The sequence below is a fragment of the Jiangella anatolica genome (assembly GCF_003236295.1).
Lineage (GTDB): Bacteria > Actinomycetota > Actinomycetes > Jiangellales > Jiangellaceae > Jiangella > Jiangella anatolica.
Genome location: NZ_POTW01000111.1, coordinates 1 through 20947, shown reverse-complemented (window position 1 = coordinate 20947; position 20947 = coordinate 1). Strand labels below are relative to the sequence as shown.

The following is a 20947-nucleotide window of genomic DNA, read 5'->3' as shown; positions in this document are numbered from 1 at the left end:
GGTTAGGGTCGGGCGGGTGACGGCGGAGGCGAGCGGCGGGGTGCGCGGCTGGTTCGAGGACGTCCGCGTGGACGAGACGCTGGCGACCATGCCGCCGTCGGTCGTGCTGGGCTTCGCGCTGGCCGGCGTCGTCCTGGCGGTGTACGGGCCGGCCTGGCGGCTGGCCGGGTACCCGGTCACGATCGTGCACGAGCTGGGCCACGTCGTCGCGGCGCTGACGGCCGGCTTCCGGCTGCGCGGCGTGACCGTGCGCGGAGACCTGTCCGGCGCGACGAACTTCTGGTCGCACAGCACGCCCGGCACGCTGTGGACGATGTGGTGGGGCTACCCGGCGCCGGCCGTCCTCGGCTGGGGCCTGGTGTGGGCGGCCACCCATGGCTGGGCCCGGCTGGCGCTCGGCGTGCTCGTCGGCTGCCTCGCCCTGGTCTTCCTGCTGTCGCGCAGCTGGCTGACGGTGGCCGTCGTGCTCACCACCGGTGTCGCGTTCGGGCTGGTCGGCTGGTACGGGTCGGCCTGGCTGTGCACGGTAGTCGTGTACGCGTTCGCCTGGCTGCTGACGGTGGGCGCGGTGCGCGGGCTGTGGGCCGTCGTCCGGGCGCACGCGAGCGGCCGTGGCGTCCAGCAGAGCGACGCCTACCTGATGGGCCGCCGGTCGGTGGTCCCCGGCGGCCTCTGGCTGTTCACGTTCGCGCTGGCCATCGGCGCGTGCGCCTGGTTCAACGTCGCCTCGGTGCTCACGGCTCTCGACTAGGGCCGAGGACCTGGCGGGCCTGCTCGGCGGCGCGGGCGATGCTCTCGCTGACGAAGTCGACGAAGCGGGCGATGTTCTCCAGCCGGACGCCGGCCGGGGTGTCGCGGCCGAGCACGCCGACGCCCTGCCGCGCGGTCTCGGCGAGCTGCGCGTTGGCCCGGGCGGTGGCGACCATCGACTGGTACCAGACGTCGTTGTCGGCGACGTAGCGTTCGCGCCGGCCCTCGTCGCGCCGGCGCACGACGAGGCCCTGGCTCTCGAGGAACGTGATGGCCTTCGACACCGACGCCGGGCTGACCCGCAGCCTCCCGGCCAGCTCGGCCGCGGTGAGGCTGCCCGCGTCGGTGGTGAACAGGCAGGTCAGCACCTGGGCCGCGATGCGGGGCAGGCCCTGCTGCTGCAGCAGGGCGGTGAACGACTCCTCGTAGGCGCGCACGACGTCGGGGTCGCGCCCGTGCGCGGACGGCACCGGCACCGGTCCGGCGGGCGCCGCCGGCTTGCTCCGGTGCGCGCGCCGCTCGGTGGCCCGGTGGGCGGCGTCGGCGCGGTAGCCGGTGGGCCCGCCGTTGCGCATGACCTCGCGCGTGATCGTCGACGTCGGCCGGTCCAGCCGCCGGGCGATCTCGGCGTAGGCGAGGTCGTCGGCCAGGCCCTGCGCGATCTGCTGGCGTTCCCGCTGGGTGAGCCTGCCTCCCGGCATCGTGACCTCCTCAGTCGGCCGCCAGCATAGCGTTCACTCGTCACCATTGCAACGCAGGTCGTTGCGTTAGTCCGTCGACTGTTGCAACGATTCTGGCCGACTGAACTGCGAAAACGCAGCAGCGACGCAATGAGAGAGTTGCCAAGATAGTGAACGCAACGTAGCGTTTCCATCATCGGAAACAACGACATCAGGGAGCTGAACACCATGCAGACCTTCGACACCGCCACCCCGATCACGGCCGTCCTCGAGATCCCCGCGGGCCGCCTCCAGGTCATCGCCGCCGACCGCGCCGACACCGCCGTCGAGGTCCGGCCGATGGACCCCTCGAAGAACCGCGACGTCAAGCAGGCCGAGCAGACCACGGTCGCCTACAGCGACGGTGTCCTGCGCGTCGAGACGGTCGTGAAGCACCGCATCCTCGGCAGCTCCGGCGCCGTCGAGGTGACGGTGCAGCTGCCCGCGGGCTCGCGGGTCGAGGCGACCGTCGCGGCGGCGGAGCTCCGCGGCGTCGGCCGGCTCGGCGACGTCACCTTCAAGGGCGCGGCCGGCGACATCAAGCTGGACGAGGCCGCGAACGTCCGCCTCGACGTCCAGGCCGGCGACGTCAGCGTCGGCCGTCTCACCGGCAACGCCGAGGTCAGCGCGGCCAAGGGCGACATCGCGATCGCCGAGGCCGGCCAGGGCAGCGTCGTGCTGTCCACCCAGGTCGGCGACCTGTCGGTGGGCGCCGCCCCGGGCGTCTCGGCCGCGCTGGACGCCGGCACCACCGTCGGCCGGATCCAGAACTCGCTGAAGAACGACGGCGAGACCGCCCTGACCATCCGCGCCACCACCATCACCGGCGACATCACCGCGCACAGCCTCTGAGCAGTGCGCACCTCGGGCCGGCGGAGCACGTCTCCGCCGGCCCGACGCGCGTTCACCAGTTGGTGTAGGCGCCGTCCGGTGCGCGCAGGTGCGGCCGCTCGGCCGGCGTGGCCCGCATGGCGCGGGCGGCGGTCCGGTCGATGTCGACGCCGAGCCCGGGCAACTCGCTGCGCTCCACCCAGCCGGGCCGCACGGTCGGCCGGACGGTGAACAGCGCGGCCGTGGCCGGTTCCGGCGCGACCTGGTGCTCCTGCACGCCGACGTTCGGACAGGCCAGGTTGAGGTGCAGCGACGCCGCCGCCGTCACCGGGCCGAGCGGGTTGTGCGTGGCCAGCTTGACGTAGTGAGTCTCGGCCAGCGCGGCGATCTTCTTCGCCTCCGTCAGCCCCGCCGCCACCGCGACGTCGACCCGGGCGTAGTCGATCAGGTCGCGCTCGATCAGCCGCTGGAACTCCCACTTCGACCCGTACACCTCGCCCGTCGCCAGCGGCACGCCGGTACGCAGCCGCAGCATCTCGTAGCTGTCCAGCGACTCCGACCGCAGCGGGTCCTCGACGAAGTACGGGCGGGTCGCCTCGATCTCGCGGCACAGCGTCACGGACTCCGGCGGGTCCAGGCGGGTGTGCACGTCGAGGATCAGCTCGACCTCGTCGCCGAGAGCCTCGCGGGCGGCGTGCATCAGCTCGATCGACGCGCGCATGGCGGCGCGCTGGTCCAGGACGCCGTCGTCGTACGGCGTGGCGAAGCGCAGGTGCCGCCAGCCCTCGTCGACCAGCTGCCGGCACCGGTCGAGGAACGCCGGCAGCTCGCGGTACTGGTCGCCGACGTGGACGTAACAGGGGACGGCGTCGCGGACCTGGCCGCCGAGCAGCTCGTACACCGGGACGCCGAGCGCCTTGCCGCGGATGTCCCACAGCGCGACGTCGATCGCGGCGATCGCGGCGGAGAGGAACCGGTCGGACGGGAAGAAGCCGCGCCGGAACATCACCTGCCACAGGTGCTCGATCCGGGTCGGGTCCTCGCCGGCGATCAGCTCGGCCAGGGCCTCGATGCCGCCGGCGACCGCGCGCTGCCGGGTCCGGATGCCGACCTCGCCCAGGCCGTGGATGCCCTCGTCGGTGTCGACGACCACCAGCATCATGCTGTCGCCGTGGTCGGGCAGGGTGAGCACTTCGCATCCGGTGATCTTCATGGGCTGCGGCGTCCCTTCGTTCGTTGAAAACGATCCCGCAAATCACTCATCGCGGCGGTCAGCACCGTAGCTTATGTCCGAGTTCACTGCATAGACACCTCTTGACATACGTCAGAAACGTTTGCAATGCTGCCGCCCGATCCACCCCACCGTCGAGGAGGAGCACATGGCCGTCACCATCGGCGAGGTCGCCAAGGCCGCCGGCGTCTCCGTCTCGACGGTGTCGCGGGCGCTGAACACGCCGGACCTCGTCAACGCCGTCACCCGGCAGCGAGTCGTGGCGGCCGCCGAGAAGCTGGGCTACTCGCCCAACCCGGCGGCGCGGTCGCTGCGGGAGGGACGGACCGAGTCGCTCGGGCTACTGATCCCCGACATCACCAACCCGTTCTTCCCGCCGATCTTCAAGGCGATGCAGGAGCGGGCCAAGCGGCAGGGCTACACGCTGCTGGTGGCCGACAGCGACGAGCGCGAGGCCGACGAGCTGGAGACCATCGCCGCGGTGTCGAAGAAGGTCGACGGGCTGATCATCTGGGCGTCGATGCTGCCGGAGGAGCGGCTGACGGAGCTGGCCGCGCGGATGCCGGTGGTGCTGGTGAACCGGCAGGCCGACGGTGTCAGCGAGGTGCACGTCTCGCTGACCGACGGCATCGCGCAGGCCGCGGAGCACCTCAAGGCCTACGGCCACCAGCGCTGCGTCTTCGTCGACGGCAACGGCAACCGGCCGGACCAGTCGCGGTCGAAGTCGATCCGGGCGGCGTTCGACGCGCACGGCCTGTCGCTGATCGAGATCGGCCCGTACGAGCCGCGGTTCGAGACCGGCGTGCACGCCGCGCCGCTGGTCCTCGCGCACGAGGCCACGGCCGTGCTGGCGCACAACGACCTCGTCGCGATGGGCGTGCTGCACCAGCTGGCGGCGCTGGGCGCGTCGGTGCCGGGCGACGTCAGCGTCGTCGGCATCGACGACACGATCCTCGCGTCGGTCTCCACGCCGTCGCTGACCACGATCCGGATCGACCCGGACGAGGTCGCCAGCCGTGCGGTCGACCTGCTCATCGGGCTGACACACGAGCGCCCGGCCGAAGCGCCGGTCGTCCAGGTCGGCTCGCGGCTCATCCCCCGCGGCACCACGGGGCCCGCCCGGCGCGAGTCCCGATAGCCCGGTCCAGTTTCTCCAGGTACGAGGAAGTTCTTGGGAGCGCACATGACATCCATGGCCAGACCACGCCCATTTCGCCTCGGCGCGCTGCTGCTGAGCGGCGTCGCTCTGCTCGCCGCCTGCGGCGACGACGACAACGCCGGTGGCAGCGGCGGCGACGGTGACACCGTCACGATCCGCGTCCAGGGCCTGCCGCCCGGCACCGACCAGGCCGGGCAGGACCAGTTCAACGCGAAGATCGCCGAGTTCGAGGAGCAGCACCCGGACATCCAGATCGAGGCGTCCACCAACGAGTACGACCCGCAGACGTTCTCCGCGCTGCTGGCCGGCGGCGGCGTCGAGGACGTGATCCGGGTGCCGCTGACCGAGCCGCAGGGCCTGATCCAGCGCGGCCAGGTGCAGCCGATCACCGAGTACCTGGACGAGTGGGAGCACGCCGACGAGATCAACCCGCAGGTGCTGGAGTCGATCTCCGACGCCGAGGGCGACGTCTACGGCATCCCGCGTTCGCCGTTCGCGCTCGGCCTGGTCTACAACCGGGCGCTGTTCGAGCAGGCCGGCCTTGACCCGGACAACCCGCCCGCGACCTGGGACGACGTCCGAGCGGCGGCGCAGGCGATCAGCTCGGCCACCGGCGCGGCCGGGTTCGTGCACGAGTCCAAGGACGGGTCCGGCGGCTGGCAGCTGACGATGCTCGCCTACGCACACGGCGGCGACCTGGAGGTGCCCGACGGCGACACCTACGTCGCGGACTTCCAGAACGACGCCGTCCGCGACTCGCTCCAGCTGCTCAAGGAGATGCGCTGGACCGACGGGTCGATGGGCGAGACGCAGCTGCTCAACCAGGACGACGTCGTCCGTCAGTTCGCCGCCGGGCAGGTCGGCATGTTCATGGGCACGCCGGGCACGTACCGGCTGGCCAAGCAGAACTTCGGCATGGAGGACACCGCGAACTACGGCGTCACCTCGATGCCGCAGGCCGGCGGCGACGCGACGATGAGCGGCGGCGAGATCTTCATGGTGCCGGCGTCGGTGCCGGAGGACCGCGCCCGGGCCGCCGTCGAGTGGATGCTCTTCTACTACGCCGAGCCGCAGTACGACCCGCAGGTCGCGGCCGCCGAGGCCGAGGCGCTGGCACAGGACCCGGCCGCCGCGGTCGGCGTCCCGACGCTGCCGATGTTCGACGCGGCCCAGCAGCAGCTGATCAACGAGGCGATCGCGCCGTTCGTCAACGTCGAGCTGGAGAACTTCCAGCCGTACCTGACCGGCACGCCGGAGCTCGAGCTGAAGCCGGAGCCGCCGCTGAACGCCCAGGCGCTCTACCAGGTGCTCGACCCGGTCGTGCAGGCCGTGCTGACCGACGAGAACGCCGACATCGACGCCCTGCTCGCGGCGGCCGAGGACGAGGCCAACCGGCAGCTCGCGGCCGCCCAGTAACCCACAGGAGACGAGGACCAGTGACGACGGCGACGGTCACCCGTCCGGACGAGGAGCAGGCGGTCCAGCAGGGCCGGGCCGCCCGCTCCCGCCGGTGGCGGGCCGGCGGGCGCAGGGAGCTCACCGGGCTGCTGTTCCTGCTCCCCGCGATCGCGATCTTCGGCCTGTTCGCATGGTGGCCGATCGTCCGCGGGCTGATCATCAGCTTCCAGCGCACCGACCTGATGGGCACCAGCGAGTGGGTCGGGCTGGACAACTTCGAGGCGCTGTTCGCCGACCCGCTGCTGGGCACGGCGGTGCAGAACACGCTGCTGTTCGTCGGGCTGGGCGTGCTGATCGGCTTCCCGGCGCCGCTGATCCTCGCGTCGATCCTGTCGACGGTGCGCCGGCTCGGCGGCGTCTACCGGTTCCTCGTCTACCTGCCGGTGGTGATCCCGCCGGTGGTGTCGGTGCTGCTGTGGAAGTGGTTCTACGACCCGGGCGCGGGCCTGTTCAACGAGCTGCTCGGCAAGGTCGGGCTGGGCCCGTACCCGTGGCTGGAGTCGCCGGACACCGCGATGCTCAGCCTCGTGCTGGAGTCGACCTGGGCCGGCATGGGCGGCACCGTCCTCATCTACCTGGCCGCGATGGTCGGCATCCCGCAGGAGCTGTACGAGGCGGCCGAGATCGACGGCGCCAACCTGTGGCAGCGGATCTGGCACGTGATGCTGCCGCAGCTGCGCACCGTGATCGCGTTGCTGCTGCTCTGGCAGCTGATCAACACCGTGCAGGTGTTCACCGAGCCGTACGTGTTCACCGGCGGCGGGCCGCAGAACGCCACGACCACCGTCCTCCTGCTGATCTTCCGGTACGGGTTCCAGCAGGGCAACTACGGCCAGGCCGCGGCGCTGGCCTTCCTCCTCGCGCTCGCGCTGGCGCTGCTGTCGGCGGTGTACCTGCGGGCAACCCGGAGCTGGAGCAAGTCATGAGCGGATTCGTCTCCGAGACCGGCCGGCGCCGCCCGGGCACCCGGCGCGCGCTGTTCACCGTCCACGGTCTCACCCTGATCGCGTTGGTGCTGATCGGCCTCGGCCCGCTGTACTGGGCGGTCAAGGGCGCGATCTCGTCCCCGACCGACCTGGTGACCAGCCCGCTGGCGCTCTGGCCGGGCGACGCGCGGTGGGCGAACTTCTCGCTCGCGTGGGACGACCTGCAGGTCGGCCGGTACGTGCTGAACAGCTTCTGGATCGTGCTCGGCTCGTGGGCGGTGCAGCTGTTCGTGGCGGCGACGGCCGGGTTCGCGCTGTCGGTGCTGCGGCCGCGGATCGGCCCGTACGTGTACGTCGCGATCCTGGCGACGATGTTCGTGCCGTACACGGTGTCGATGGTGAGCCTGTTCCTGACGATCATCGACCTGCCGTTCCTGGGCATCAACATCGCCAACACGTACTGGGCGATCTGGCTGCCGGCCGGCGCCAACGCGTTCAACGTGCTGCTGGCGAAGGGGTTCTTCGACGCGCTGCCGAAGGAGCTGTTCGACGCGGCCAAGGTCGACGGCGCCGGCACCTGGCGGCTGCTGTGGAGCATCGTGCTGCCGATGAGCCGGCCGATCCTCGCCGTGATCAGCCTGCTCGCCGTCATGCACTCGTGGAAGGACTTCATCTGGCCGCTGGTCGCGATCGCCGACCCGCAGAAGCAGCCGATCGCCGTCGCGCTGACGGTGCTGTCGGGGCAGGCGCCGCAGGACCAGCTGATCGCCGCGATGGTGCTCGCGCTGATCCCGCCGGTGCTCGTCTTCCTCGTCTTCCAGCGCCAGATCGTCGCCGGGCTCGGCTTCACGGGGGTGAAGGGGTAAGCGGCGTCGCCGGACACCGCGTGCTTCCGTCCGCACTTCGACGAAGAAGAAGGGACGCACCATGCCCGATCTGTCCAGACGGACGTTCGTCCGAGGCTCGCTCGCGGCCGGCGGTGGTGGTCTGCTGGCCGCCGCGCTGCCGGGCGCCGCACACGCCGCCGAGCTCACCGTCACCGACCCGGCCGGCACCGTCACCTTGGCCGCCGACACCGCCACCGGCGCGATCCGCGTGCTCGACGCCGGTGGCACGCACCGGCTGACGCTCACCGAGTTCTGGTACGCCAACGCCATCCGGACGCGGGGGGCGTCGGCGGTGACGAAGGTCAGCGACACCGAGCTGCACGTCGAGTACGTCACCCAGCACGCCGACGTCAGCGTGCGCGCCGTGGTCGTCGCCGGGCTGCGCAAGGCGCGGGTCCGCTGGGAGGTCGCCGGGCCGGCCGCCGTGCCCGCGCAGTTCCTGATCGGCCAGTCGATCGTGAACGGGACCGTCCGGTACGACCCGCTGGCGCTGTGGAACCGCGACGCCGGCGGCGGGATCCCGTACGAGACCAGGCACGGCGCCTGCTATGCGATGACCTACGCCGACAACCGGCTGCTGCTGCGGGTGCGGGAGAGCACGCCGGCGTTCGGCGGCGGCGTCACCGCGGTCCACGCGCCGGGGGTGGCGGCGCCGGACGGGCAGGGCTGGGTCACCGAGGCGGTGCTGGTGCCGGGCCTGATGCGGGTGCACTCGGCCGGCGTCATCGCCCGCGACATCGTCACGCCGCTGGGCGTCGACCTGTGGGCCGACCAGCCGTTCCACGTGTGGCCGTCCGGCGGCGCGAAGACGGTGAACGCGCAGGTGGTGAACGCGGACACGGTCGCCCGGCAGGTGCGGCTGTCCTGGACGGCCCGCACGTGGGACGGCGCGGTGCAGAGCGGCTCGGCCGGTCCGGTGACGGTGTCGCCGCGGACGGTGTGGAACGCGTCGTTCGGCGTGACGCTGGGTGCGCGCGACATCGCGTTCGTCGAGGCGGTGGTGACCGACGGGAGCGCCACCGCGTTCTCGCGGACGAACCTCGCCGTGCTGTCGTCGTACACCTACCGGGCCGGCGACGCCAGCATGTTCGGCCTGGCCAACTACCCGTGGCTGCTCACCGGGCCGGGGCCGGACGAGACGGCCGCCCTGATGAAGCTGATCGGGATGAAATGGGTCCGCACGGCCTACGCCGGCGCGCCCGGCATCCCGCCCGGCGACCTCGACGGCCACGGCCTGCGGCACAACGTCCAGCTGGGCGACTTCGACGAGGGCCTGCCCACGGACCCGCAGACGTGGGCGCGGGACATGGTCGACCTGTGCGTCGCGGCCGGCGCGCGCTACTACGAGTGCGGCAACGAGCTGAACCTCACCGCGCCGGACCTGTCGCCCGGAGACTACGTCGCCGGAGCGCTGCGCCCGGTGCGCGCCGCGCTGGGTGACACTCCCGCGTTCAAGGTGATGACCTGCGGGCTGGCGGGGCTGGACTCCGCCTGGCTGGACGCCTTCGGCACAGCCGGCGGGTGGGGCGAGGTCGACGCGCTTGCGTACCACCCGGGCCGGGGCAACTTCGTCGCCGACTACTCCCCGCCGGAGCCGTGGGTGGGGCCGGACGGCGCCCGTAAGCCGGAGTTCTGGAACTTCATCGGCTCCCTGCGCAAGGCCGACGCGGCCCGGGCGGCGAACGGCGGCAAGGAACTGTGGCTGACCGAGGCGTACGCGTCGACGCAGCCGAACCGCTGGTGGACCGACACCTACCGGCATGCCGCCGAGAACGTGCTGCTGCAGCTGATGTTCGCACGCGTGCACAACGTCCGGGGCGTCACCTGGTACACGCTCGACGACGGCATCGAGCAGCAGCCGCGCGAGGCGAACCCGGACGACATCGAGTACCACTTCGGCCTGCTGGTCCGCGACCGCAGCCCGAAGCCGTCGCTGCTGGCCTTCGCCACCGCCGCGCGTCTGCTCGACCAGGCCACGTACGTCGGCCGGGTCACGTTCAGCGACCCCGAGGTGAAGGGGCTGCTGTTCGACACGTTCGCGGTGCTCTGGACCCGCCACGACGGCTACGTGCTCAACGCCGGTCACGGCGCGGGCGCCCACTACCCGCACCCCGAGCCGTGGCTGGACCCGTGGCCGGCGAAGACGCCGGTCACGCTGCCGGCCGCGACCAGCACCGTCCGCGAGCTGAACTGCATCGGCCAGGAGACCCCGCACACCGCCGCCGGAGGCCGGGTGAGCCTCACCCTCGACGGCGCGCCGCGGATCTTCGTCGGCCTCGACCTGACCACCACCGCCACGTACCCCGTCTGAGAGGACCTGACATGGGAGAACTCCACCTGACCCGCCGGACGTTCGTCGGCGCCGCGGGCTCGGTGGCCGTCGGCGCCGGGCTGCTGCCGCAGCTGTCCGCCGCCGCGGCCGAGCCCGTCACGATCGACGCCGACGGCATCCGCGTCACCGCGGGGACCGACGGCGCGGTGACCGTCGCCGACGGGGCCGGTGTCCAGCGGCTGAGGCTGGCGCACTTCATGGTCAAGGACACCGTGCTCGGGCAGCAGCGGACCTACAGCGGCACGCCGTCGGCGATCACGCTGCCGGACGGGCGGCCGGCGATCCGGGTCGACTACCGGATGGGCAGCACCGGCGTCGGCATCGCCGTCCGCGGCACGTTCGACGTCACCGCGCGCCGGCTGCACGTGCGCTGGGAGGCGACCAGCGGCAACCAGATGTACCTGAACTCGCAGTTCCACCGGGTGGCGCTGGGATCGGCCGGGCCGGAGAGCACCAAGGCGCTGACCCGGTGGAACCGCGACAGCGGCGGCGGCGTGCCGTACGAGACCAATGACGGCGTCATCTACGCGCGCAACTGGTCCGACACCGCCGGCTTCCTGCGCATCGCCGACAGCAACCCGGCGTGGAGCGCCGGCGACTGGGTGCACGTCGCGGGCAAGTACGACGGCGACGTGCTGGTGCACGACGTCGACGTGGTGATCGGCGACCTGCGCCCGGCGGCGGCGAACGCGCTGGCCCAGCAGCGTCCGCTCGGCATCGACATCTGGACCGATCAGCCGTTCAACCTGTGGTCCGGCGCCGGTCACGCGATGGCCGTCCAGGCGCAGGCCGTCAACGGCGGCACGTCCGCGCGCGACGTCGAGCTGAGCTGGTGGGGCCGCGACTTCGACGGCGCCGTCGTCGCCAGCGGGTCCGAGACGCTGCGGCTGGGCGCCGGCGGCGTCGCGGCGCGCACCGTCGAGTTTCCGTCGCCGGAGCAGGGCATCGTGTTCGTCGAGGTGCGGGTCGCCGCGGGATCGGACGAGGCGTTCGCGCGGACCACCCTGGCGTCGCTGCGTCCGTACCAGTACCAGCCCGGCGGGAGGTTCGGCATCGCGAACTACCCGTGGCTGCTGCAGCCGAGCAAGGACGACGTCGCGGCGCTGCTGAAGCGGATCGGCGTCGCGTCGGTGCGCATCGCCTACAACGGCGCGCCGGGCATCCCGCCGGCTGAGCTGGAGGCCATGGGCATCATGCCGAACATCCAGCACGGCGACGTCGTGTTCGGCGCGTCGCCCGAGCAGGCTCGCGCGTGGGCGGAAGAGCTGGTGGACGTCGTCGTCGACGCCGGCGCGCACTACTTCGAGGTCGACAACGAGCGCAACCAGCCGTGGATGTCCGGGCAGTTCACCGAGGAGTACATCCGCGACGGCCTGCGTCCCGTCGTCGAGCGGCTGGCCGAGGTCGGCTACGACGTCAAGGTGATGAACAACGGCCTCGGCGGCATGGACGTCAACTGGCTGGACAACTTCCACGCCAACGGCGGCTGGGACCTCATCGACGTGTTCGCCTTCCACCCCGGCCGCGGCAACTTCACCCCCGACTACGCCCCGACGCCGGACGAGTGGGAGCAGGGCAGCAACGGCAGCTACTGGAACTTCCTCGGCGGCCTGCGCGAGGCCCGGCGCCGGCTCGACGAGTACGGCGGCGACAAGGAGCTGTGGCTGACCGAGGCGTACTCGTGCACCCGGCCGAACCACTGGTGGAACGACACGATGCGCCAGTCGGCGGAGAACGTGCTGCTCACGCTGGCGTTGTGCTTGTCAGAGGGGGTCGACGGCGTCAACTGGTACCAGCTGCACGACAGCATCATCCACCAGCCGCAGAAGGCCAACCCGACCAATCCGGAGTACCACTTCGGGCTGATGAACCGCGACACCAGCGCGAAGCCGGCGCTGCTGGCGTACGCGACCGCGACCAGGCTGCTGGAGGGCGCTTCGTTCGTGCGGTGGCTGTCCTTCGCCGACGAGGACGTGAAGGGGTTGCTGTTCGACACCCCGTCCGGGCCGATGTCGATCCTGTGGACCCGCACCGACGGCTACTTCCTCAACGCCTCGCACGAGGAGGGCACGGCGTACTACCCGCACCCGGAGGCGTGGGAGGACGACTGGCCGACCAAGACCGACGTGACGTTCCTCGGCGCGCGGCTGCGCGAGGTGGACGTGCTCGGCCGGGAGCGGACCGTCACCGCGTCGCGAGGTACCGTCGGCGTCGTGCTGGACGGGACGCCGCGGGTCTACTTCGGGCTCGGCGACCAGCCGGAACGGCGGGTCGCGTCGATCACGCACCGTCGCGTGGAGGGTTGATGCGGGAGCAGCAGGTTCGGCACGACGTGACCGTGGTGGGCGGCGGGCTGGCGGGCGTGTGCGCCGCGATCGCCGCCGCCCGGCTCGGGCGCTCCGTCGCGCTGATCAACAACCGGCCGGTGCTGGGCGGCAACTCCTCCAGCGAGATCCGGGTGTGGGTGGTGGGCGCGACGGCGCACGGGCGCAACCACTTCGCCCGCGAGACCGGCATCATGGGTGAGCTGTTCGTCGAGAACCAGTACCGCAACCCCGAGGGCAACCCGTACTACTGGGACGCCGTCGTGCTGGACGCGGTCCGGGCCGAGCCACTGATCTCGCTGTACCTGAACACGGACGTGCGCGAGGTGTCGGCCGCTGACGGCCGGATCGAGTCGGTGACCGGCTGGACCATGGGCTCGGAGCTGCTGACGACGTTCACGTCGCCGGTGTTCCTGGACTGCACGGGCGACGGTCTGGTGGGCGCGCTGGCCGGGGCCTCGTTCCGGGTGGGTCGCGAGGCGCGGTCGGAGTACGACGAGCCCTGGGCGCCGGACGTCGCGGATGAGGTGACGCTGGGCAGCACGCTGCTGTTCTACTCCAAGGACGCCGGCGAGCCGGTCCGGTTCGTGCCGCCGTCGTTCACCAAGGACATCGCGGCGACGTCGATCCCGTCGCGGCGCGTCATCCGGGCGTCGGACAACGGGTGCGCGTACTGGTGGATCGAGTTCGGCGGCGAGCTGGACACCGTCCACGACAACGAGGCGATCCGCGACGAGCTGTGGGCCGTCGTCTACGGGATCTGGGACCACATCAAGAACTCGGGGTCGTTTCCTGGGGTCGAGAATCTGACGCTCGAGTGGGTCGGCGCGGTGCCGGGGAAGCGGGAGTACCGGCGCTTCGTCGGCGACTACGTGCTGACGCAGCACGACGTGCTCGGGCAGACCGCGTTCGACGACCGGGTCGCCTTCGGCGGCTGGTCCATCGACCTGCATCCGCCCGGCGGGATGTACGCGCAGGAGGAGGGCGCCAAGCAGCGCTACGCCGACGGGATCTACCACATCCCGTATCGCATTCTGTACTCGCGGAACGTGACGAACCTGATGATGGCGGGGCGCAACGTGTCCGCGTCGCACGTGGCGTTCGGCACCACCCGGGTGCAGGCGACGACCGCGGTCATGGGCGAGGCGGCCGGGACGGCGGCGGCGCTGGCCGTCGCTGCCGGGGTGCCGCCGCGGTCGGTCGAGGTGGGGGAGTTGCAGCGGACGCTGCTGCGCCAGGACGCGTCGATCGTCGGGCTGCCGCTGGTCGATCCGCTCGATCTCGCCTCGTCCGCGTCGGTGTCGGCGTCGGGGTCGTTGTCGTCGCTGGCGGTGGAGGACGGGTCGTCGGTGTGGCCGCTGGAGGCGGACGCCGGGCTGGTGCTGCCGGTGCACCCGTCGCTGCCGTCGCTGGAGCTGCTGGTCGATGCCGCCGCCGACACGTCGCTGACTCTGGAGCTGTACGACCCGGGGCCGGGGCAGAACTACGTGCCGCGGTCGCTGGTCTCGTCCTCGACCGTTCCGGTGCCGGCCGGGTCGAAGCAGTGGGTCCGGTTCGACCTGTCGTGGGCGCCATCGTCCGCACGGAATGCGTTCGTGCTGGTGCGCGCGGCGCCCGGGGTGGCGCTGTACGTCGCGGACCGGCCGACGCCGGGCGTGCTGAGCTTCACCCGGCGGCCGCTGCGGCCGCAGGACGAGCGGCCGCAGCCGCTGCGCGAGTGGACCAACCGGGAGCTGCTGCGGCGGACGTTCTGCTTCCGCTCGGGGTCCACCGAAGCGTTCGCCCCTGATCGGGCGGTGGACGGGTATCTGCGGCCGTTCGCCGGGCCGCACCTGTGGGTGTCGTCGCCGTCGTTGCCGGCCTGGCTGCAGCTGTCCTGGCCGTCGCCGGTGACCGTCGGGCGGGTCGAGCTGATCGGCGACGACGACGTCGACGAGGACCTGATCAACCTGCACCGGCACCGTACGCCGTTCCCGGTGCCGCCGCCGCTGGTCCGCGACTACGCGGTGGAGGCGCTGGTGTCCGGCGCGTGGGTGGAGGTTGCGTCGGTGGCCGGCAACCGCAGGCGGCGGCGGGTGCACGAGCTGGCGGCGCCGGTGACGTGCGACGCGCTGCGGGTCGTCGTCACCGCGACCAACGGCGCGCCGGCCGCGCACGTCGTCGCGCTGCGGGCGTACGCGCCGTGAGACGGGTGCTGGTGACCGGCGCGGCCGGGCGGATCGGGCGGCCGGTGCTCTCGTTGCTGGCGTCCCGTGGCGTCGCCGCGACGGCGCTGGTGCTGGAGGACCCGGGTTCGCTGCCCGCGGGGCGGGTGGTCGTCGGGTCGGCGGAGGACGTCGACGTCGTGCGGTCGGCGATGGAGGGGGCCGACGCCGTCATCCACCTGGCCGCGCGCCCGGCGCCGCACTACGACACGCCCGTCGACGTGTTCGCCGGCAACACCCGGGCGACGTTCATCGTCCTGGAGGAGGCGGGCATCGCCGGGGTGCGGCGGGCGGTGATCGCGAGCTCGTACGGCGCGACCGGGCTGCCGTGGACGCGGGAGCCGGTGCCGCCGGCCTACCTGCCCATCGACGAGGCGCTGCCGCCCGTCGTCGAGGACCCGTACGGCCTGTCCAAGCAGGCCGACGAGCTGACGGCGGCGATGATGGCGCGGCGGCACGGGCTGACCGTCGTCGCCCTGCGGTATCCGTTCGTCGGCGGGGTCGAGGAGCGACTAGCGGCGCACGCGCGGTCGCTGGCGGAGGACCCGTCGCGTGGCGTGCGGGACCTGTGGTCGTACCTCGACGTGCGCGACGCCGCGCTGGCGGCCGTGTCGGCGCTGTCGGTGTCGGACGGTCGTGCGCACGTCGCGTTCGTGGCGGCGCCGACGACGCTGGTGCCGGTGCCGACGGCCGAGCTGCTGCGCCGGTATCTGCCCGGGGTCCCGGTCCGGCGGGCGCTGCCGGGGCGGTCGGTGCCGGTGGACACGTCGGCGGCGGCGCGGCTGTTCGGGTTCGCCGCCCAGTACCCGTACTCGGATGGATCCGGGGCTGCCGCTGGTTGATTGTGGTGTGGACGTGGTGGTGATCGGAGCCGGGCAGGCGGGCCTGTCGACGGCGTACCACCTGCACCGGCTGGGCCTGTCGTTCGTCGTGCTGGATGGTGCTTTGGTGCCCGGTGGTGCCTGGGGGTCGCGGCCGCCGACGCTGACGATGGCGAAGGTGCACGGGGTGTTCGACCTCCCCGGCGCGCACCGCACTGCTTCCCCTGACGAGTCCGCGCTGCCGGCGTCGGAGGTCGTCGGGCGGTACTACGCCGACTACGAGCGCCGATTCGCCTTGCCTGTCGAGCGCCCTGTGACCGTGACGTCGGTGTCGTCGTTGCCGGACGGGCGGCTGCTCGTCGCGGCTGCCGACGGGCGGACGTGGACCGCGCGGGCGGTGGCGAACGCGACCGGCACCTGGACCCGTCCGCACTGGCCGTACTACCCGGGCGCGTCGTCGTTCCGGGGTCGCCAGCTGCACTCGTCGCAGTACCGCGGCCCTTCGTCGTTCCGCGGCCAGCGGGTGGTGGTGGTCGGCGGCGGCCACTCCGCGGCCCACATCCTCTCCGAGATCGCCGACACCGCCGCGTCCGTCACCTGGGTCACGCGCCGTCCACCCGAGTTCCGCACCGGCGAGTTCTCCCCGGACACCGGCCGCGCCATCATCGCCGACGTCGACGCCCGGGTCCGGGCCGGCCTCCCGCCCCTGAGCGTCGTCGCCGTCACCGGCCTCGGGTACACGGAGGTCGTGCGCGAGGCGATGGAGAAGGGCGTGCTGAACCCGCGGCCGATGTTCAGCCGGGTGCTGCCGTCAGGGGTCCAGTTCCCCGACGGCTCCGTCGTCGAGGCCGACGTCATCGTGTGGGCGACCGGCTTCCGCGCCGCCCTGGCCCATCTCGCGCCCCTTCACCTTCGCGAGCCCGGCGGCGGCATCCGCATGTCCTCCACCCGCGTCGTCCGCGACCCCCGCCTCCACCTCGTCGGCTACGGCCCCTCCGCCAGCACCGTCGGCGCCAACCGTGCCGGCCGCTCGGCGGCCCTGGAGATCCGCGACCTCCTGGCGTCTGCCGCAACCCAGCCGGCCGCCTGAGCCGACACGCGTCGACGCCCTGGACTCAGCCGGGCTCCGGGCCGGGGGTGGGACCTCCCGGTTGTGGACCGCCGGCTGCTGACACTTCGCTGCGGATGGTGGCGGTGGCGCCCGATGCGAGTTGCATCGTCGAGGGAAGATCCGCCGCGGTGGACAGTGCGGCGACGCCGACGGTGACGGAGACCTCCTCGGGGTCCGGGTAGGTCCAGTACACGTCATGAGGATCGGACGCCCAGTCGGCGCGGGTCTGGAAGAGCTGCACCGACACGGCGTCGAGCTCGTCGATGAGCGCGACGCCGACCACGGGCACGACGGGCGCGGCACCAGGGGTGGCCTGTGCCGTCTCGACGGCGTCAGCGGCGAGCTGGTCGACGTCGACGGGCCCCATCTCTGCGGGGTCGATGGTGCCGGTGTGCGGCAGGTAGAGGATCGCGTTGCCGGTCCGGTGGTCCAGCGCGAGGTGGAACTGCTCCTCCTGATACCGGGAGACGTTGACCGCGAGCAGCGCCGCCAGCGCCGCCCTGGTCGTCTCGAATGCGGCCTGCATGGCGGGGTCCGGAACTGCGGCCGAGGGACTCGGCTCAGGCGTCGCGGTCAGCTCGGGAGTTGCGACGCTGGTGTCCTCGTCGCGATTCCATGCCGACTGGACCACGACGACGCCGGCGAGGGCGACCGACCCGGCGAGCAGGGCGGTCCCTGCGGCCCTGGTGCGGAGCCGGCGGCGTCGCCCCTCTCTCATGACTCTGGTGAGCATGTCCTCGTCGAGGTCGATGCCCGCGGTCACGTCCTCGAGCATGGTCGAGAGCGCTTGCTCCTCCGGAGAGCGCACGGGGATCACCTTCCCTGCTCCTGGTTGTAGGCGCCGATCTCGACGCTGTTCCGCAGCGTGGCGAGCGCCCGGTGAGCCTGGCTGCGCACGGTGGCCGGGCTGCAGTTCAGGATCTCGGCCACCTGTGCGTCCGGCAGGTCGAGGTAGTAGCGCAGCACGACGACCGCGCGCTGCCGCGGCCCGAGGGTCAGGAGCGCGCGCCGCAGGTCGGCCTGTGCGTCGATGGCGGCGTCCCGCGGCGCCTCTGCGGCCGGGTCGCCGCCCATCATGAGGTTCTGGCGTGCCCGGAGGCGCTGCAGCCGACGACCGAGCGACAGATGGCGATTGATGAGGACGCGTCGTGCGTAGCCGCCGCGGTTCTCCATGGTGCGGACTCGCGGCCACTTCGCGAATACGCGGACCAGCGTGTCCTGGACGAGGTCGTCGGCGTCGTGTGCATTCCCGGTGAGAAGCAGCGCCGCGCGCCGGAGCTGGACGCCGTCGGCCCGCGCCCACTCCTCGAAGCTCTGCGACGTCGACCTCTCCACGCACACCTCCTACCTGGTCTAACCCCCGGCGCCGCACCAGCGTTGCACGCGCCCCGGCAACTGGGCGTGGTTGACTGGCGCGATGCGCTACGGACTGAAGCTCAGCCAGCACGCACCCGTCGACGAGTACCGGGCCGTCTGGCGGATCGCCGACGAGGCGGGCTTCGACCACGTGTGGAACATGGACCACTTCGCCACCATCGGCGGCGACGTGTCCGGCGATGTCTTCGAGGCGTGGGCGCTGCTGGCGGCGATGGCCGAGAGCACGTCGCGGGTGCGGATCGGCTGCATGGTCACCGGCAACACGTACCGCCACCCCGGCGTGCTGGCCAAGCTCGCCGTCACCGTCGACCACCTGTCCGGCGGGCGGCTGGAGTTCGGCCTCGGCGCGGCGTGGGCGGAGTACGAGCACACGATGTTCGGGCTGGAGTTCGGCACCGCGGGGGAGCGGCTGGACCGGCTCGAGGAGGCGTGTCAGATCATCCGGTCGCTGTGGACACAGGAGCGTACGACGTTCGCCGGCGAGCACTACCGGATCGAGGACGCCGTCGCCGAGCCGAAGCCGGTCCAGTCGCCGTATCCGCCGATCTGGATCGGCGGCAGCGGACGCAAGCGGACGCTGCGGATCACCGCCGAGCACGCCGACGCCTGGAACGCCTCCGGCGCCGGCCCCGACGAGTTCGCCGAGCTGTCCGGCGTGCTCGACGCCCACTGCGCCGACGTCGGGCGTGACCCGGCGGCGATTCGCCGGACCGTCCAGGTGCGGCTGCCGGAGCAGCCGGCCGACGTGCTGCCGACGGTGGAGGCGTACGCCCGGGCCGGCGCCGACGACGTCATCCTCATCGCCCTGGCCGGGACGGCGGAGGCCCAGGCCACGGCTGCCGCGGAGTTGCTGCCGCGGCTGCGCGGCGTCGATCGTCGCTGAGTCAGTCGTCGTTGAGCAGGAAGGTGAGGTGGCGGCGGGCGTCCGCCAACTGCCGCGCCGACAGCGTCGCCACGTGCTGGGTGAGCCAGTGCCGCGGGTGCATGGCCAGCCGGTCCGCGAACACCGTCCCCGCGTCCGTGGCGACGGCGAACGGCTCGAACTGCTCCGGCTCCGGCCCGACGACCGCGGTGATCACCTGGTTCAGCTGACTGGTGTTGTAGATCGCGTTGCTCAGCACGATCCGCAGCGACCCGTCCTCGAGCCGCCAGATCTCGCCCGGGTTCACGACGGGTTCTGCTGCCACACGAGCAGGTCACGCAGCCGCTGCTCGTCCCGGTGCTCCATCGGCTTCGATGCGGGGACCCGCTCCAGGAGACGGCGGTAGTGCTCGCGGCGCAGCGCCCGCTCGACGAACTCCGAGCGGTTCAACCCCGCCTGCCGCGCGTCGGCATCGACGTCGGCCAGGGTCGACGGATCGAGGGTGACGGTCATCTTCTCCTTGGCCATACCTGCATCTTATCCATCGTCTTACGGTATTCGCGAGGGTGGCTGTCACGTTCGGGTCCGCGAAACCACCTATAGGAGGCAGGACGGTTCGCGCGGGAGGAGGTGGAGCGTTTGGGAGCACGACACGCGGCGCCGATCGTGGCGGCGGTGGTGGTGCTGCTGACCGCCTGCGGTGGCGGCGGCGGTGACGCGGCCGGCGCGTCGTCGTCCCCGCCGCCGGCGACCGAGCCCGTCGTGACGGCGCCGCCGGCGCTCACCCCGGAGGAACAGGCAGCGGCGGAGATCGAGGCGACGTTCGTCGAGCTCATCGCCGCCTGGGACGACTTCAAGGCCAACGCCGGCGACTACGTCGATGAAGCCGCCGGTGACCCGGCCTGGAACTTCGCACTGGTCGAGTCCGAGATGCGGATGCTGGACGCAGCACAGCTCGACTTCTTCAACAGCACGAACGCGTTCCTTGACTCGGAGGTCGAGCAGGTCGGTGAGACCGTCGTCGAGGCGTTCGCCGTCAGGGAGGTGGCGTTCGGCCAGGACGGCGTCGCCAGTGCTCGTGGGGAGGCCTGCCTCGACCTGAGCGGCGTGAGCCTTGCCACCTACGACGGCGCTCCGGCCGAGCTTCCGGCCGAGGCCGGCGCCTACCAGCGGTGGGCGTTCACGGCGGTGTTCCTTCCCAGCCGGGGCAACTGGTTCGTCACGAATGCGGACGTCGAGGTGATCGAGATGTGTCCATGAAGGTGTCCGCCGGATCAGTCTTGAGCGTCATCGCCGCCGGGATCTCTGGTTTTGTGCCGGGCGTCATGGGCGGCGGACTATCGCCGGCGGCGACCGATTGCCCCAGTGGGTCCGCCTGGAACGGGTTGTTCTGTGCACCGGACGAGGACGAGCCCGGCGATGGCGAGCTCACGACGACGTGCCATCAGAGCGATCCGCTGGTGCTCAACGTGCCGTGCCGGATCGGCGACTACCAGTTCGCGGCTGCGCCGCTCGACTGCTACATCCGCGACATCTCCGACGACGTTCCGGCCGGTGATCCGCGGTGGGAGGGCCATCCGCCAGGCGACGGAGCGGTCTACCGATGCGCCAAGCTGACCGCTGTCGGCCAGGGCGGTCAGCCGGCGTGGGGACCGTACCGCGACTTCTGGATGGCCGAGGCGCCGGGGGAGCAGCCGGTCGTGGTGGTGGAGCCGGAGGAGGTCGCGAGGCAGATCCTCGCCGGCATGAGGTTCGAGCCGCTGGCGATCGGGCTGGCGCCGCGGGCGGTGGAGGAGGATCCGGCGAGCATCGGACTGGTGGGCGCGCCGGTGTGGATGTGGGTGAGCAACGCCGGTCCGACGACGTGGGGGCCGGTGGAGGAGTCGGCGAGGGTTGGGGGCGTGACGGTCACGGTGACGGCCGAGGTGGAGAGCGTCACGTGGGCGATGGGGGAC

The 20947-nt window shown here is 72.0% G+C and carries 19 protein-coding genes and 1 pseudogene; 14 read left to right on the top strand and 6 right to left on the bottom strand.

Annotated features, from left to right (window positions below; genetic code table 11):
* On the top strand, window positions 1-751 hold a 751-nt coding region (locus C1I92_RS28920), incomplete at its 5' end, for a M50 family metallopeptidase (protein WP_267896772.1).
* Here the strand turns inward: C1I92_RS28920 and C1I92_RS28915 are convergent.
* A complete protein-coding gene (locus tag C1I92_RS28915; RefSeq protein ID WP_111258097.1) occupies window positions 735-1451 on the bottom strand; it encodes a GbsR/MarR family transcriptional regulator in 717 nt (238 codons plus the stop codon). The genes C1I92_RS28920 and C1I92_RS28915 overlap by 17 nt on opposite strands.
* 207 nt (window positions 1452-1658) lie before the next feature.
* On the opposite strand from C1I92_RS28915, the gene C1I92_RS28910 reads away from it, so the two are divergent.
* Entirely contained in the window at window positions 1659-2321 is a 663-nt protein-coding gene (locus C1I92_RS28910) for a DUF4097 family beta strand repeat-containing protein (protein ID WP_111258096.1), read from the top strand.
* A gap of 52 nt (window positions 2322-2373) precedes the next feature.
* On the opposite strand, the gene C1I92_RS28905 is transcribed toward C1I92_RS28910, so the two are convergent.
* Window positions 2374-3513, bottom strand: coding sequence for a mandelate racemase/muconate lactonizing enzyme family protein (locus C1I92_RS28905; RefSeq protein WP_111258095.1), 1140 nt, complete (start codon window positions 3511-3513; stop codon window positions 2374-2376).
* A 166-nt stretch (window positions 3514-3679) separates the two neighbouring features.
* Between C1I92_RS28905 and C1I92_RS28900 the strand changes: the two genes are divergently transcribed.
* The 9 genes from C1I92_RS28900 (at window position 3680) to C1I92_RS28860 (ending at window position 16732) form a co-directional block, all read left to right on the top strand.
* Complete coding sequence (locus tag C1I92_RS28900; protein ID WP_111258094.1) at window positions 3680-4669, top strand: LacI family DNA-binding transcriptional regulator; 990 nt, start codon at window positions 3680-3682, stop codon at window positions 4667-4669.
* Window positions 4670-4723: 54 nt separating this feature from the next.
* Window positions 4724-6106: an ABC transporter substrate-binding protein gene (locus C1I92_RS28895; protein ID WP_158564321.1), complete on the top strand. Its 1383-nt coding sequence runs from the start codon at window positions 4724-4726 to the stop codon at window positions 6104-6106.
* Window positions 6107-6126: 20 nt separating this feature from the next.
* Window positions 6127-7074 (top strand): carbohydrate ABC transporter permease, encoded by a 948-nt coding sequence (locus tag C1I92_RS28890; protein WP_111258092.1) that lies wholly within the window; start codon window positions 6127-6129, stop codon window positions 7072-7074.
* Window positions 7071-7940 (top strand): carbohydrate ABC transporter permease, encoded by an 870-nt coding sequence (locus C1I92_RS28885; RefSeq protein ID WP_111258091.1) that lies wholly within the window; start codon window positions 7071-7073, stop codon window positions 7938-7940. The genes C1I92_RS28890 and C1I92_RS28885 overlap by 4 nt, the downstream gene beginning before the upstream one ends.
* A gap of 61 nt (window positions 7941-8001) precedes the next feature.
* Window positions 8002-10272, top strand: coding sequence for a glycoside hydrolase 5 family protein (locus tag C1I92_RS28880; RefSeq protein WP_111258090.1), 2271 nt, complete (start codon window positions 8002-8004; stop codon window positions 10270-10272).
* An 11-nt stretch (window positions 10273-10283) separates the two neighbouring features.
* On the top strand, window positions 10284-12599 hold the full coding sequence (locus C1I92_RS28875; RefSeq protein ID WP_111258089.1) for a hypothetical protein: 2316 nt from the start codon (window positions 10284-10286) through the stop codon (window positions 12597-12599).
* On the top strand, window positions 12599-14803 hold the full coding sequence (locus C1I92_RS28870; protein ID WP_111258088.1) for an FAD-dependent oxidoreductase: 2205 nt from the start codon (window positions 12599-12601) through the stop codon (window positions 14801-14803). The genes C1I92_RS28875 and C1I92_RS28870 overlap by 1 nt, the downstream gene beginning before the upstream one ends.
* On the top strand, window positions 14800-15663 hold the full coding sequence (locus C1I92_RS28865) for an NAD-dependent epimerase/dehydratase family protein (protein ID WP_199521696.1): 864 nt from the start codon (window positions 14800-14802) through the stop codon (window positions 15661-15663). Before C1I92_RS28870 ends, C1I92_RS28865 begins: the two co-directional genes overlap by 4 nt.
* Window positions 15638-16732 carry an FAD-dependent oxidoreductase gene (locus C1I92_RS28860; RefSeq protein WP_111258087.1) on the top strand — a complete coding sequence of 365 codons (1095 nt, stop codon included), beginning with the start codon at window positions 15638-15640 and terminating at the stop codon, window positions 16730-16732. The genes C1I92_RS28865 and C1I92_RS28860 overlap by 26 nt, the downstream gene beginning before the upstream one ends.
* A 25-nt stretch (window positions 16733-16757) precedes the next feature.
* On the opposite strand, the gene C1I92_RS28855 is transcribed toward C1I92_RS28860, so the two are convergent.
* Both C1I92_RS28855 and C1I92_RS28850 read right to left on the bottom strand, forming a co-directional pair.
* Window positions 16758-17561 carry a hypothetical protein gene (locus C1I92_RS28855; RefSeq protein ID WP_146605325.1) on the bottom strand — a complete coding sequence of 268 codons (804 nt, stop codon included), beginning with the start codon at window positions 17559-17561 and terminating at the stop codon, window positions 16758-16760.
* 5 nt (window positions 17562-17566) lie between these two features.
* Window positions 17567-18088 (bottom strand): SigE family RNA polymerase sigma factor, encoded by a 522-nt coding sequence (locus C1I92_RS28850; protein WP_158564320.1) that lies wholly within the window; start codon window positions 18086-18088, stop codon window positions 17567-17569.
* Between the two features lie 82 nt (window positions 18089-18170).
* On the opposite strand from C1I92_RS28850, the gene C1I92_RS28845 reads away from it, so the two are divergent.
* Window positions 18171-19013: an LLM class F420-dependent oxidoreductase gene (locus C1I92_RS28845; protein WP_111258084.1), complete on the top strand. Its 843-nt coding sequence runs from the start codon at window positions 18171-18173 to the stop codon at window positions 19011-19013.
* A 1-nt stretch (window position 19014) separates the two neighbouring features.
* On the opposite strand, the gene C1I92_RS28840 is transcribed toward C1I92_RS28845, so the two are convergent.
* Both C1I92_RS28840 and C1I92_RS28835 read right to left on the bottom strand, forming a co-directional pair.
* Window positions 19015-19317, bottom strand: coding sequence for a hypothetical protein (locus C1I92_RS28840; RefSeq protein ID WP_146605324.1), 303 nt, complete (start codon window positions 19315-19317; stop codon window positions 19015-19017).
* Complete coding sequence (locus C1I92_RS28835; protein ID WP_111258082.1) at window positions 19296-19520, bottom strand: DUF8778 family protein; 225 nt, start codon at window positions 19518-19520, stop codon at window positions 19296-19298. Before C1I92_RS28835 ends, C1I92_RS28840 begins: the two co-directional genes overlap by 22 nt.
* 111 nt (window positions 19521-19631) lie before the next feature.
* Here C1I92_RS28835 and C1I92_RS28830 point away from each other — a divergent pair, with 111 nt between their 5' ends.
* Together C1I92_RS28830 and C1I92_RS28825 are read left to right on the top strand one after the other, a co-directional pair.
* Window positions 19632-20252, top strand: coding sequence for a hypothetical protein (locus C1I92_RS28830; RefSeq protein WP_146605323.1), 621 nt, complete (start codon window positions 19632-19634; stop codon window positions 20250-20252).
* A pseudogene (locus tag C1I92_RS28825) lies at window positions 20249-20947 on the top strand (hypothetical protein); the annotation flags it as partial. The gene C1I92_RS28830 and the pseudogene C1I92_RS28825, both read left to right, overlap by 4 nt.

Coding starts and splice junctions, on each gene's coding strand:
- C1I92_RS28915 (WP_111258097.1), bottom strand. CDS start 1,451: ATGCCGGGAGGCAGGCTCACCCAGCGGGAACGCCAGCAGATCGCGCAG.
- C1I92_RS28910 (WP_111258096.1), top strand. CDS start 1,659: ATGCAGACCTTCGACACCGCCACCCCGATCACGGCCGTCCTCGAGATC.
- C1I92_RS28905 (WP_111258095.1), bottom strand. CDS start 3,513: ATGAAGATCACCGGATGCGAAGTGCTCACCCTGCCCGACCACGGCGAC.
- C1I92_RS28900 (WP_111258094.1), top strand. CDS start 3,680: ATGGCCGTCACCATCGGCGAGGTCGCCAAGGCCGCCGGCGTCTCCGTC.
- C1I92_RS28895 (WP_158564321.1), top strand. CDS start 4,724: ATGGCCAGACCACGCCCATTTCGCCTCGGCGCGCTGCTGCTGAGCGGC.
- C1I92_RS28885 (WP_111258091.1), top strand. CDS start 7,071: ATGAGCGGATTCGTCTCCGAGACCGGCCGGCGCCGCCCGGGCACCCGG.
- C1I92_RS28880 (WP_111258090.1), top strand. CDS start 8,002: ATGCCCGATCTGTCCAGACGGACGTTCGTCCGAGGCTCGCTCGCGGCC.
- C1I92_RS28875 (WP_111258089.1), top strand. CDS start 10,284: ATGGGAGAACTCCACCTGACCCGCCGGACGTTCGTCGGCGCCGCGGGC.
- C1I92_RS28870 (WP_111258088.1), top strand. CDS start 12,599: ATGCGGGAGCAGCAGGTTCGGCACGACGTGACCGTGGTGGGCGGCGGG.
- C1I92_RS28860 (WP_111258087.1), top strand. CDS start 15,638: ATGGATCCGGGGCTGCCGCTGGTTGATTGTGGTGTGGACGTGGTGGTG.
- C1I92_RS28845 (WP_111258084.1), top strand. CDS start 18,171: ATGCGCTACGGACTGAAGCTCAGCCAGCACGCACCCGTCGACGAGTAC.
- C1I92_RS28835 (WP_111258082.1), bottom strand. CDS start 19,520: ATGGCCAAGGAGAAGATGACCGTCACCCTCGATCCGTCGACCCTGGCC.